The sequence below is a fragment of the Ancylobacter mangrovi genome (assembly GCF_024752355.1).
In the GTDB taxonomy this organism is placed as follows: Bacteria; Pseudomonadota; Alphaproteobacteria; order Rhizobiales; family Xanthobacteraceae; genus Ancylobacter; species Ancylobacter mangrovi.
In genome coordinates, this window is record NZ_JANTHZ010000002.1 from 470,524 (window position 1) to 482,431 (window position 11,908).

General features: G+C 68.1%; 12 protein-coding genes. 9 read left to right on the forward strand and 3 right to left on the reverse strand.

Annotated features, from left to right (window positions below; all coding sequences use genetic code 11):
* Positions 1-86: 86 nt before the first annotated feature.
* Entirely contained in the window at positions 87-1,208 is a 1,122-nt protein-coding gene (locus NVS89_RS07530; RefSeq protein WP_258731983.1) for a putative bifunctional lysylphosphatidylglycerol flippase/synthetase, read from the forward strand.
* A 51-nt stretch (positions 1,209-1,259) separates the two neighbouring features.
* Here NVS89_RS07530 and NVS89_RS07535 read toward each other — a convergent pair whose 3' ends face one another.
* Together NVS89_RS07535 and ppk2 are read right to left on the reverse strand one after the other, a co-directional pair.
* Positions 1,260-1,949 (reverse strand): hypothetical protein, encoded by a 690-nt coding sequence (locus NVS89_RS07535; RefSeq protein ID WP_258731984.1) that lies wholly within the window; start codon positions 1,947-1,949, stop codon positions 1,260-1,262.
* A gap of 4 nt (positions 1,950-1,953) precedes the next feature.
* Entirely contained in the window at positions 1,954-2,988 is a 1,035-nt protein-coding gene (ppk2, locus tag NVS89_RS07540; protein ID WP_374114537.1) for a polyphosphate kinase 2, read from the reverse strand.
* Positions 2,989-3,172: 184 nt separating this feature from the next.
* Between ppk2 and NVS89_RS07545 the strand changes: the two genes are divergently transcribed.
* The 7 genes from NVS89_RS07545 (at position 3,173) to phoB (ending at position 10,062) form a co-directional block, all read left to right on the forward strand.
* Positions 3,173-4,489: an ATP-binding protein gene (locus NVS89_RS07545; protein WP_258731986.1), complete on the forward strand. Its 1,317-nt coding sequence runs from the start codon at positions 3,173-3,175 to the stop codon at positions 4,487-4,489.
* Between the two features lie 156 nt (positions 4,490-4,645).
* Positions 4,646-5,686 carry a phosphate ABC transporter substrate-binding protein PstS gene (pstS, locus tag NVS89_RS07550; protein ID WP_258731987.1) on the forward strand — a complete coding sequence of 347 codons (1,041 nt, stop codon included), beginning with the start codon at positions 4,646-4,648 and terminating at the stop codon, positions 5,684-5,686.
* Positions 5,687-5,936: 250 nt separating this feature from the next.
* On the forward strand, positions 5,937-6,914 hold the full coding sequence (gene pstC, locus NVS89_RS07555; RefSeq protein ID WP_258731988.1) for a phosphate ABC transporter permease subunit PstC: 978 nt from the start codon (positions 5,937-5,939) through the stop codon (positions 6,912-6,914).
* A gap of 12 nt (positions 6,915-6,926) precedes the next feature.
* Complete coding sequence (gene pstA / locus NVS89_RS07560; RefSeq protein WP_258731989.1) at positions 6,927-7,760, forward strand: phosphate ABC transporter permease PstA; 834 nt, start codon at positions 6,927-6,929, stop codon at positions 7,758-7,760.
* Between the two features lie 8 nt (positions 7,761-7,768).
* Positions 7,769-8,590, forward strand: coding sequence for a phosphate ABC transporter ATP-binding protein PstB (gene pstB / locus NVS89_RS07565; RefSeq protein WP_258731990.1), 822 nt, complete (start codon positions 7,769-7,771; stop codon positions 8,588-8,590).
* A gap of 22 nt (positions 8,591-8,612) precedes the next feature.
* Positions 8,613-9,326 (forward strand): phosphate signaling complex protein PhoU, encoded by a 714-nt coding sequence (phoU, locus tag NVS89_RS07570; RefSeq protein WP_258731991.1) that lies wholly within the window; start codon positions 8,613-8,615, stop codon positions 9,324-9,326.
* Between the two features lie 34 nt (positions 9,327-9,360).
* Positions 9,361-10,062 (forward strand): phosphate regulon transcriptional regulator PhoB, encoded by a 702-nt coding sequence (phoB, locus tag NVS89_RS07575; protein WP_258731993.1) that lies wholly within the window; start codon positions 9,361-9,363, stop codon positions 10,060-10,062.
* Between the two features lie 48 nt (positions 10,063-10,110).
* On the opposite strand, the gene NVS89_RS07580 is transcribed toward phoB, so the two are convergent.
* The gene (locus NVS89_RS07580; protein ID WP_258731994.1) at positions 10,111-10,875 is read right to left on the reverse strand and encodes an SDR family oxidoreductase; all 765 of its coding nucleotides are present in this window, start codon (positions 10,873-10,875) and stop codon (positions 10,111-10,113) included.
* A gap of 136 nt (positions 10,876-11,011) precedes the next feature.
* Here NVS89_RS07580 and NVS89_RS07585 point away from each other — a divergent pair, with 136 nt between their 5' ends.
* Positions 11,012-11,908, forward strand: a complete 897-nt coding sequence (locus tag NVS89_RS07585; protein WP_258731996.1) for a LysR family transcriptional regulator — start codon at positions 11,012-11,014, stop codon at positions 11,906-11,908.

Sequence of the window (11,908 nt, forward strand, 5' to 3'; positions counted from 1 at the left end):
ATGCGGTTCCGAAAGGCTTCGAGGTCTGCTAGGCGTCGCTGCGCATGGCCGAGGGAGGCGGTGGAAGGTATGATGGTGAAGGTGTGATGAAGGGGCTGAAAGCGATCACCGGCTGGCTGCGTGCGCATGTCGGCTGGCATACGCTCGGCCTGTTCGCGAGCCTCGTCATCATCGCGATCGCGGCGGTCGTGCTCTACGAGATGCTGCGCAACATCCATCCCGGCCAGGTGCTCGACGCGCTGACGGGAACGGACCCGTGGCGCGTGGGGCTGGCGGCGCTGTTCGTCGCCGCGGCCTATTTCACCCTCACCTTCTACGACTGGTTCGCGCTGCGCTCGATCGAACGGCCGGACATTCCCTACCGCGTCGCCGCGCTCGCCTCCTTCACCTCCTATTCGGTCGGCCACAATGTCGGCTTCTCGGCCTTCACCGGCGGCACGGTGCGCTACCGCATCTATTCGGCGCACGGGCTCGGGGCGATCGAGGTGGCCAAGCTGTGCTTCGTCACCGGCCTGACCTTCTGGCTCGGCAACATCGCCATTCTCGGGCTCGGCATCACCATCGAGCCCTGGGCCGCGAGCGCCGTCGACCAGCTGCCGCCCTGGATCAACCGCTTCATCGGCATCGCCCTGCTGGCGGGCCTCGCCGGCTATGTGTTCTGGGTCGGGCTGAAGCCGCGCCGGATCGGCGTCGGCGAGGGGCACTGGGCGGTCACCCTGCCGGGCTCGAAGCTGACGCTGATGCAGATCGCCATCGGCATCATCGACCTCACCTGCTGCGCGGCGGCGATGTATGTGCTGATGCCGCAGACGCCCTTCATCGACCCGATCGCGCTCGGCGTGGTGTTCATCTCCGCGACGCTGCTCGGCTTCGCCAGCCACGCGCCCGGCGGGCTCGGCGTGTTCGACGCCGCCATGCTGGTCGCGCTGCCGCAGTTCGAGAAGGAGGCGCTGCTCGGCGCGCTGCTGTTGCTGCGCCTGCTCTATTATGTGACGCCCTTCGCCATCGCGCTCATCATCCTCGGCATCCGCGAGTTCCTAGTGAACCGCGCCCACCGCCGCGCCCTTGGGATGGAGACGGCCGAGACGGCGGGCTCGCCCTACGAGGCGGGCAAGGCCGAGCTCGCGAGCGGAAGCACGCCGGTCGCCGCCGACCCGAGTTCGCCGGCCGAGCCCGAACTTCCGCCCCGCCGCCGCGCCACGGGCTGACGGACGGCCGATTCGGCGCGGCCTCTCGGCCCGAACGGCGGCCGGGATCGTTCAGGGCGACAGGCCGCCACCCGGCACCATGTCCTGCAGGCTGGGCGGCACACGCTGCACACGCACGCCCTCCGGCACGTCGAACGCCGCGGGATCCTGCGGCCCGCGCTCGAGTTCCGTCGCCTCGAATGCCACTTTGAGGCCCTGCCGCGTGGTGGCCTGTACCCGCAGGGGAATGCCGTCCACGGTGAAGCAGGCCTGCACCGGCGTGCCGAGATCCGGATCGGTTCCGCGCCAGACCTCGCACGGCTCGGTACTGACGGTGTCGAAGCCGATGCGCCGGCTGTCCGCCGGCATGGAGACGAATCTAAACTCCGGCGGCAGGTCCATTTCGAACGCCACGCTTCCCATGCCCGGCAGGTCGGGCAGCACGATGATCGTGTGCGCCTCGGGATCGACCAGGCCGACCATAATCCTCTCGGCGCCGTGGAAGATCTCGACGCGCAGATGCCCGTCCCGATAGGCGAACGTCGCCTCGCCCTTCGGCGTCACCGTACCGCGCACGGAAAAATCGGAGGACGGCAAGGGCGGGCGTTCGTCCGGCGCGGAACGCTCCCGCGCCGGCGGCTTCGGCTTGGATACCTGCTGCGCCAGCGCGCCGGACGATACGGCGCCTCCAACCAGGGCGACAACCGCAATGCCCGCCATCCCCCTTGCGAGGACGCCGGGCCGACCGTTCGTGATGTTCATGATGCTACCGGGCCGCACGACCATTGGCGGCCGCCGGCCGCGTGACCTGATCCAGGAAACGATGGCCGTCAAGCACGATGGCCGGGTCCGGCACGCCGACGACCTTGTCGTCGCGCCCCGCATAGGGAAGCTGGGCCAGCACACGCCTTATGGCGCCGAGGCGGGCGCGCATCTTGTCGTTGGCCAGGACGACCGTCCATGGCGTGCTCGCAGTGTGGCTCGCCTCGATCATCGCGTTGCGGGCGGTCGAGATCGCGCCCCAGCGCGCGGGCGCGGACAGGTCGACGGGCGAGAGCTTCCAGCGCTTCAGCGGGTCCTTGTGGCGCTCATGCAGGCGCTTGAGCTGCATCTCGCGGCCGATGTCGAGCCAGATCTTGAACAGGCGGATGCCGTCGTCGACCAGCATCTTCTCGAACACCGGCACCTGGTCGAGGAACTGCGTCGTCTGCTGCGGGGCGCAGAAGCCCATCACCGGCTCGACCACGGCCCGGTTGTACCAGGAGCGGTCGAACATCACGATCTCGCCGCGATAGGGAAGATGGGCCACGTAGCGCTGGAAGTACCACTGCGCCGATTCGACGTCGGTGGGCTTGTCGAGCGCCACCACCCGCACATAGCGCGGGTTGAGATGCTGGACGAAGCGGTGGATGGTGCCGCCCTTGCCGGCCGCGTCGCGTCCCTCGAACACGATGACGATCCGCTCGCGCGCGCTCTTCACCCATTCCTGCAGCTTCAGGAGCTCGATCTGCAGCTCGCGCAGCTCCTTCTGGTAGAGCTTGCGCTTGGGACGGTCGGTGTAGGGATAGTCGCCGCTGCCATAGGCGCGCGAAGAAATCACCGCCGCCAGCGGCTCGTCGACCGAGAAGGCGGCAAGCGCCTTGGCAAGTTCGCGATCGTCGTCGCCGGACGAGTCCACGGGTGCGGACTTCACCCCGGACGAGGCAACCTTCTTGGCTGAAGAGGAACCCTTCGAAGACCTTTTAGCTGGCGTTTTTCCCGCAGATTTCTTGACCGACGACTTGTCCGGCTTCTTCGTCATATGGAAGCCTCTCATACGTAACATAAGGAAGATAAGGTACGTTCCTTGAGTCTTCCCTGGATTCGCGGCACGCAAGCCCCATCTCGATCTCGCGCCGTGTGCAGGAAGCATAGCGAATAAGACGCCGAATGGCACGGTGGCTGGCAACAGCCGGCAACAAACATTTGCAGGAAGCGGTCCGGCGATGGCCCCGGTGGAGACGACCTACCCTGAAGAGACGCTGCGCCAGAGGCTCGCCGGTGCGCGGTGGATTCTTGCCGTCGCCGCGGCCGGCCTCGCCGCGACGGTGTGGGCCGACATGCTGGCGCCGCTGCCGGCCGCGGCCATCGGCCTCGCCATCCTCGCGGCCGCCGCGCTGCCGGCCTCGCGCCGCCCGCTGGTGGTGATCGCAAGCGCCCGCCGGGGCGAGCCGAGCCCGGTGCGGCTCGGCGTCGAGGAACGACTCACGGCGCTGGTGCGAGCCCTTCCCGAGGCCGCGCTGCTGCTCGACCCGCGCGGCACCGTGCTGGTCGCCAACGCCCGCGCCATCGGCATCGCCGCCAGCGTCCGGGTCGGCGACCCGGTCTCCTTCGCGGTGCGCGTGCCCGAGGTGCTGGAGGCGATCCGCGCCGCCACCCGCGACGGCGTCCCGCACCGGATCGAATTCGCCGAGCGGGTGCCGATCGACCGTTGGCTGCGCGCCGACATCGTGCCCATCCGCTCCGGCGACGGGCGCGAGGGCAAAGCCACCGAGGCGCTGCTGGTCAGCTTCGTCGACCTGACGCAGCAGCGGCGCGTCGAGCAGATGCGGGTGGACTTCATCGCCAATGCCAGCCACGAGCTGCGCACCCCGCTGGCCTCGCTCTCCGGCTTCATCGAGACGCTGCAGGGGCCGGCCAGGAACGACGCGCATGCGCGCGAGCGCTTCCTCAAGATCATGGGCGAGCAGGCGCGGCGCATGTCGCGGCTGATCGAAGACCTGCTCTCGCTCTCGCGCATCGAGCTCAATGCCCATGTCATGCCGGAAGCGGCAGTCGACCTCGTCGCCGTGGTCGGCCATGTGCGCGACACGCTGAGCCCGCTCGGGCACGAGCGCGGCGTGGAGATCGGCTTCGCCAACTCGGTCGGCCCGGTGACGGTGCGCGGCGACCGGGACGAGCTGATCCGGCTGTTCGAGAACCTGGTCGAGAACGCGATGAAGTATGGCGGCTCCGGCGGGCGGGTGGAAATCTCGATCGGCCGCGCCGAGAACGACGTGGTGGTGGGCGTGCGCGACTTCGGCCCCGGCATCGCGCCCGAACACGTGCCACGCCTCACCGAACGCTTCTACCGGGTCGACACCGCCCATTCGCGCGAGCAGGGCGGCACTGGGCTGGGGCTCGCCATCGTCAAGCACATCGTCGCGCGCCACCGCGGCCGGCTCGGTATCGAGAGCACGCCGGGCGAAGGCGCGACATTCTCCGTCCGGCTTTCCGGGCAGTTTCATCAGGACGAAAAAAGCGACGTCGGAACAGCGGCTTAAGGTGTCATCAAGACGTCATTCCGACGTCATAGAACCTTGGTGCCGGGGCGATAGAAGTCCCCCTGTACACTTTAATCCGCTGCCCCTCCGGCCAACAACGCGCCCCGTTTTCTCGTATGCGGGTGCGGCCGGTCTCCCGATCCAAGGAGAAGACCTTTGAAACTCACCCATATCCTCAGCGCCGCCGCGCTGTCGTTCGCGTTTTCCGGCGCCGCCTACGCCACCGACATCAACGGCGCCGGCGCCTCCTTCCCCGCTCCGGTCTATCAGGCCTGGGCCGCGGCCTATAAGGAGAAGACCGGTAACGGGATGAACTACCAGTCGATCGGCTCGGGCGGCGGCCAGAACCAGATCGTCAACCGCACGGTCGACTTCGGCGCCTCCGACGCCCCGATGGCCGACGACAAGCTCGCCAGCAACAACCTGCTGCAGTTCCCGACCGTGATCGGCTCCGTCGTCCCGACCGTCAACCTCGACGGCATCGGCGACGGCCAGCTCACGCTCTCCGGTGCGGTGCTCGCCGACATCTACCAGGGCAAGATCACCAAGTGGAACGACGAGAAGATCGCCGCCCTCAACAAGGGCGTGAAGCTTCCCGACACCGCGATCGTGCCGATCTATCGTTCGGACAGCTCGGGCACCTCCTTCGTGTTCACCTCCTACCTGTCCGCCGTCAGCCCGGACTGGAAGTCCAACGTCGGTGCCGCCACCTCGGTGCAGTGGCCGGCCGGCGCGGGCGCCAAGGGCAATGAGGGCGTTTCGGGCATGGTGAAGAACACCAAGGGCGCCATCGGCTACGTCGAGTTCGTCTATGCGGCCGCCAACAGCCTGCCGACCACCAACCTGGTCAACAAGGCCGGCAAGGTCGTGAAGCCCTCCGTCCCCGCCTTCATGGACGCCGCTGCCGCGGCCGACTGGGCCGGCGCGAAGAACTTCGCCGCCTCGATGATCGACACCGCCGGCGACAGCGCCTGGCCGATCGTCTCCGCCACCTACATCCTGCTGCCGAAGAACCCGAACAACGCCGACCAGTCGGCCGCCGTCATCAAGTTCTTCGACTGGGCCTACACCGCCGACGGCGACGCCATCGCCGAGAAGCTGCACTACATCCCGCTGCCGGACTCGGTCGTCGCCAACATCAAGAAGGCGTGGTCGAGCGAGGTCAAGGTCGACGGCAAGGCCGTCTGGACCAACTGATCGGGTCCGTCTTCCGCTTCCGCCGGAAGACCTCGAACAAAGCGGGGCGGCCGTTACGGCGGCCGCCCCTTCTCGTCTGCGCCTCTTCTCGTCTCCGCCCCCGGCCTGTAGCCTGACGGCGAGCCGGCATGGGCGAGTGCCGCGCAGACCCATTGACAAACACCGACGCCGAGCCCTGAAAGCCACGCCCTGAAACGCCGACCCGCGGGCCGCGACGCCGCGGGGAAGACGGGTCCGAGGATCACACGACATGGACGCCACTCTCAGTGGAACCGAGGCGACCACCGCCCTGAAAGCCGCGCACAAGCCGACCGGCCGCATCAGCGATCCCATCTTCGTCGGCATCCTGTGGGGCTGCGGACTGCTGGTTCTGCTGCTGCTCGGCCTGATCATCGCCATGCTGTTCGAGGGCGGGCTGCCGGCGCTGCGCGAATTCGGCATCTCCTTCCTCTGGTCGACGAGCTGGAACCCGGTCACCGAGAAGTTCGGCGCCGGCGTCATGGTGTTCGGCACCGTGTTCAGCGCCGTGATCGCGGTCATCGTCGCGCTGCCGCTCTCCTTCGGCATCGCCTTCTTCCTCACCGAGATCGCCGCCGGCCCGCTGCGCCGCCCGATCGGGGTGGCGATCCAGCTCCTCGCCGCGATCCCCTCGATCATCTACGGCATGTGGGGCTTCTTCATCGTCGTGCCGCTGATCGCCGCCTATGTGCAGCCGCCCCTCATCGAGTGGCTCGGCCCGATCCCGCTGCTCGGCGCGCTGTTCCAGGGCCCGCCGCTGGGCGCGGGCATGCTGACCGCCGGCCTGATCCTGGCGCTGATGATCCTTCCCTTCATCACCGCCATGTTCGTCGAAGTGCTGGAATCGGTGCCCCCGATGCTGAAGGAATCCGCCTACGGCGTCGGCGCCACGACCTATGAGGTCTATCGCAACGTCTCCGTCCCCTATGGCCGCACGGCCATGGTCGGCGCGGTCATGCTGGGCCTCGGCCGCGCGCTGGGCGAGACCATGGCGGTGACCTTCGTCATCGGCAATGCGACCCGCATGTCGGCCTCGCTGTTCGCACCGGGCGCGACCATCGCCTCCACCATCGCCAACGAGTTCCCCGAAGCCTCCATCGGCTCGCTCAAGCTGCAGTCGCTGATGCAGCTCGGCTTCATCCTGTTCGTCATCTCCTTCATCGTGCTTGCGCTGTCGCGCATGCTGGTCCGCTCGAAGCTCGAGGGCTGAGGAAGACAGATCATGGCATCTCTCGCCCGTCGCCGCGCCACCGACTACACGGTCAAGGCCCTCTCCACCGGCTTCGCCGCGCTCTCGCTCGTGCTGCTGGCCTGGATCCTGTGGACCCTGCTGGCGCGCGGCCTTCCCGCGCTCGGCCCGCATGTCTTCACCCGCATCACCCTGCCCCCGGGCGCCGGCGGCGGCCTGCTCAACGCCATCGTCGGCTCGCTGATCCAGATCGGCGTGGCGCTCATCATCGGCACCCCGATCGGGCTGATGTGCGGCACCTTCCTCGCCGAGAACGGGCGCAACACGCAGGTCGGCAGCGCGGTGCGCTTCGTCAATGACGTGCTGCTCTCTGCCCCCTCGATCCTGATCGGCCTGTTCGTTTACCAGCTCCTGGTGGTGCCCTTCGGCGGCTTCTCCGGCTGGGCGGGCTCGATCGCCCTCGCCATCCTGGTGATCCCGGTGGTCGTGCGCACCACCGAGGACATGCTGAACCTGGTGCCGATCGGCCTGCGCGAGGCGGCCTTCGCACTCGGCGCGCCGCAGTGGAAGGTGGTGACGATGATCACCTGGCGCGCGGCGCGCGCGGGCATCGTGACCGGCATCCTGCTATCGCTGGCGCGCGCCGCCGGCGAGACCGCGCCGCTGCTGTTCACCTCGCTCGGCAATAATGGCTGGTCGGTCAGCCTCGACGCGCCGATGGCCTCGCTGCCGATCGCGATCTACCAGTACGCCGCCTCGCCCTTCGAGGACTGGGTCGCCCTGGCCTGGGCGGGTGCCCTGCTGATCACCGCCGGGGTTCTGGCCCTGAACGTCGTTTCCCGCCTTGTCCTGGCGAAGATGAAGTGAGACGAACCATGAATTTCGCACCCGAGACGTCGATCGACATCGCCTCCGCCGTCAACCGCGCGACCGCGCCGTCGGCCGAGCCCAAGCTCAAGGTGGACAAGCTCAACTTCTACTATGGCGACAACCACGCGCTGAAGAACATCAATTTCGAGATCCCCGAGAAGCGCGTCACCGCGATGATCGGACCCTCGGGCTGCGGCAAGTCCACGCTGCTGCGCATCTTCAACCGCATGTACCAGCTCTATCCGGGCCAGCGCGCGGAAGGGAACATCTGGTTCGACGGCGTCGACCTGCTCGGCAAGGACCTCGATTCCACCGTGGTGCGTTCGCGCATCGGCATGGTGTTCCAGAAGCCGACCCCGTTCCCGATGTCGATCTACGACAACATCGCCTTCGGCGTGAAGCTGCACGAGAGCCTGAACAAGGCGCAGATGGACGAGCGCGTCGAGTGGTGCCTGCGCAAGGCCGCGATCTGGGACGAAACCAAGGACCGCCTGCACACTTCCGCGCTCGGCATGTCGGGCGGCCAGCAGCAGCGTCTGTGCATCGCCCGCACCATCGCGGTGCGCCCGGAAGTGATCCTGCTCGACGAGCCGACCTCGGCGCTCGACCCGATCTCCACCTCGAAGATCGAGGACCTGATCGACGAGCTGAAGCAGGAATTCACCATCGTCATCGTCACCCACAACATGCAGCAGGCGGCGCGCTGCGCCGACATCACCTCCTTCTTCTATCTGGGCGAGCTGATCGAGGTCGCCGCGTCCAACGAAATCTTCACCAATCCGCGCGAAGCGCGCACCCGCGACTACATCACCGGCCGCTTCGGCTGAACTGGCGGCGGAGGATCATCCCATGACCGAACATATCGTCTCCTCCTTCGACAGCGACCTGAAGGACCTCTCGCGGCGCGTGGTCGAGATGGGCGGGCAGGCCGAGCGCCTGGTCGCCGATTCGGTCATGGCGCTGGTGAAGCGCGACACCGAGCTGGCGCAGAAGGTGATCGTGCTCGACGGGCCGATCGACCTGCTGCAGCGCGAGATCGAGGAGAAGGCCATCCTCACCATCGCCCGCCGCCAGCCGCTCGCCATCGACCTGCGCGAGATCGTCGCCGCGATGCGCATCGCCAATGACATCGAGCGCATCGGCGACCTCGCCAAGAACACCGCCAAGCGGGTGCTGGCGCTGACCGGCGAGTTCCACCCGCAGAAGCTGGTGCGCGGCGTCGAGCACATGTCCGGCATGGTGCTCGAGCAGCTCAAGAGCGTGCTCGATTCCTACGCCAGCCGCGACGACGCGCGCGCCCTAGAGGTGTGGAAGCGCGATGGCGAGGTCGACATCCTGTACACCTCGCTGTTCCGCGAGCTCCTCACCTACATGATGGAAGACCCGCGCAATATCTCGCTGTGCACGCATCTGCTGTTCTGCGCCAAGAACATCGAGCGCATCGGCGACCACGCCACCAACATCGCCGAGACGGTGCACTACCTCTCCACCGGCCAGCTGCTCGCCGACGAGCGGCCCAAGCAGGATACCAGCAGCCTGACGACGGTCCCGTTCCCGGCCTGAGGCGGGCGGCGACCGTCCTCAACCGAGAAAAGCAATGCCGACCAACATCCTGATCGTCGAGGACGAGGAGCCGCTGACCCTGCTCCTGCGTTACAACCTCGAGTCTGAAGGCTATGCGGTGGAGAGCGTCGCCCGGGGCGACGAGGCGGAGACGAGGCTGAGGGAAAGCGTCCCCGACCTCGTCATCCTCGACTGGATGCTGCCGGGGCTTTCCGGCATCGAGCTGTGCCGGCGCCTGCGGGCGCGCCCCGAGACGGAGCGCATGCCGGTGCTAATGCTCACCGCGCGCGGCGAGGAGGCCGAGCGTGTGCGCGGCCTCGCCACCGGCGCCGACGACTACGTGGTGAAGCCGTTCTCGGTGCCGGAGCTGGTGGCGCGGGTCCGCGCGCTGCTCCGCCGAGCCAAGCCGGACCATATCTCCACCTTGTTGCGGGCCGGTGACATCGAGCTCGACCGCGAGACCAAGCGCGTGCATCGCGGCGGGCGGGAGCTGCATCTCGGGCCGACCGAGTTCCGGCTGCTCGAATTCCTGATGCAGTCCCCGGGGCGGGTCTATTCGCGCGAGCAGCTGCTCGACGGGGTGTGGGGCCAGGACGTCTATATCGACGAGCGCACCGTGGACGTCCACGTCGGCCGCCTGCGCAAGGCGCTCAACCGCCCGCGCCAGCCCGACCCCATCCGCACCGTGCGCGGCTCCGGCTATTCCTTCAACGAGATGTTCGCCCGCGCGCACTGACGGGCGGGCGAACATCGGAAGGCGGACGAACGGCCCGCCTCTCCCGCCTCAGGTGCGGGTGATCGACAGCCCGCCATCGACGAGGTGGGCGGTGCCGGTGACGAAGGACGAATCGTCCGAGGCGAGATAGAGCACCGAGCGCGCCAGCTCCTCCGGCGCGCCCACGCGCTTCAGCGCGTGCAGGCCGGTGAGGAAGGCCTTCGCCTCCGGCGTGTCGTTGGCCTCGCGATACATCTCCGTCTCCACCGCGCCGGGGAGCACCGCGTTCACCCGGATGCCCTGTGGACCGAATTCGGCGGCGAGGGTCTGTGTAAGGCCGATCAGCCCCGCCTTCGAGGCGGCATAGGCGGCGAGGCCCGGGAAGGCGGCGGTGTAGCCGACGAAGGTGGAGGTGAAGATCACCGAGCCGCCGCCGGTCTTCAGCATCTCGGCGATCTGGTGCTTGGCGCCGAAGAAGGAACCGGTGAGGTTCACCGCCAGAGCGTCGTTCCAGCCTGCCGCCGAAACGCCGGTGCTGGGCCCCTTCTCGCCGAGCGTGCCGGCATTGTTGAAGGCGACGTCGAGCCTGCCGAAGCGCTCGACCGCCAGCGCGACCAGCGCCTTGGCATAGTCCTCAGAGCTGACGTCGCCCGCCAGCGCCACGGCCTCGCCGCCCTTGCCGGCGATCTCGGCGACGAGCGCGTCGAGCTCGCCCTTGCGGCGCGCGCCGACCACGACCTTCGCGCCTTCCTGCGCGAACAGCAGCGCGGTCGCCCGGCCGATGCCCGAGCTGGCGCCGGTGACGATCGCGACCTTTCCCGAAAGCCTGTCCATATCGAATTCTCCATCATGCTATCGGGCGGGCAGGCCGTCATGGCCCGCCGCCGCCCTGTCGCAGATGACTATGGGCAAGAGGCATCGTCCGAATTAGCCTGAAAATGATGGAACTCGCATCCGGAAAGACCGAACGATGAAACTGGACGGCATCGCCGCCTTCGTCGCCATCGCCGAAGCCGGCTCGATCAGCGAGGCGGCACGGCGGCTGCGCCTGTCGAAATCCGTGGTCAGCGAACGTCTGGCAGGGCTGGAACGCAGCCTCGGCGCCAGCCTGGTCCACCGCTCCACCCGCAAGCTCTCGCTCACCGACGACGGCGCGGCGTTCCTCGCTCGCGCCACCGGGGCGATGCGCCAGCTCGACGCCGCGGTGGCGGACCTTGCCGAAAGCCGCAGCACGCTGTCGGGACCGCTGCGGATTTCCGCGCCGGTGGCGTTCGCCCACCTGCATCTCGGCCCGGCGCTCTATCCGTTCCTGCTGCGTCATCCGGAGGTCGAGCTCACCCTCGACCTCGACGACCGGCGGATCGAGGTCCAGGCCGAGAGCTATGACGGCGTGGTGCGGCACGGGCCGCTGACGGACAGCCGGCTCATCGCCTGGCCGCTGGCGCGCAGCCGGCGCGTGCTGGTGGCGTCGCCCGGCTATCTCGAGCGGTACGGCGCGCCGCGCAACCTCGACGAACTCGATGGTCACCGGGGCGTCTTCTACACCCATCGCGGAATCGCCGACTGGCGCTTCGTGACGCCGCAGGGCGTGGTCAATGTCCGCGCCCGCCCCGGGCTGCGGGTGAACAATGGCGAACTGATGCGCGATGCGGCCGCGGCGGGAATCGGCATCGCCCTGCTGCCGCTGTTCATTGCCGGCCCTGCGGTCCGCGCAGGCACGCTGCGCGTCGTCGATGTCGGCGCCGAGACCGAGGCCGAATTCATCTATGTCGCCCATGCCGAGGCGCGCCGGCCCTCGGCCAAGCTGCGCGCCTTTGCCGAGTGCCTGCGGCAGGCGTTCGGCGATCCGCCCTATTGGGACATTTAG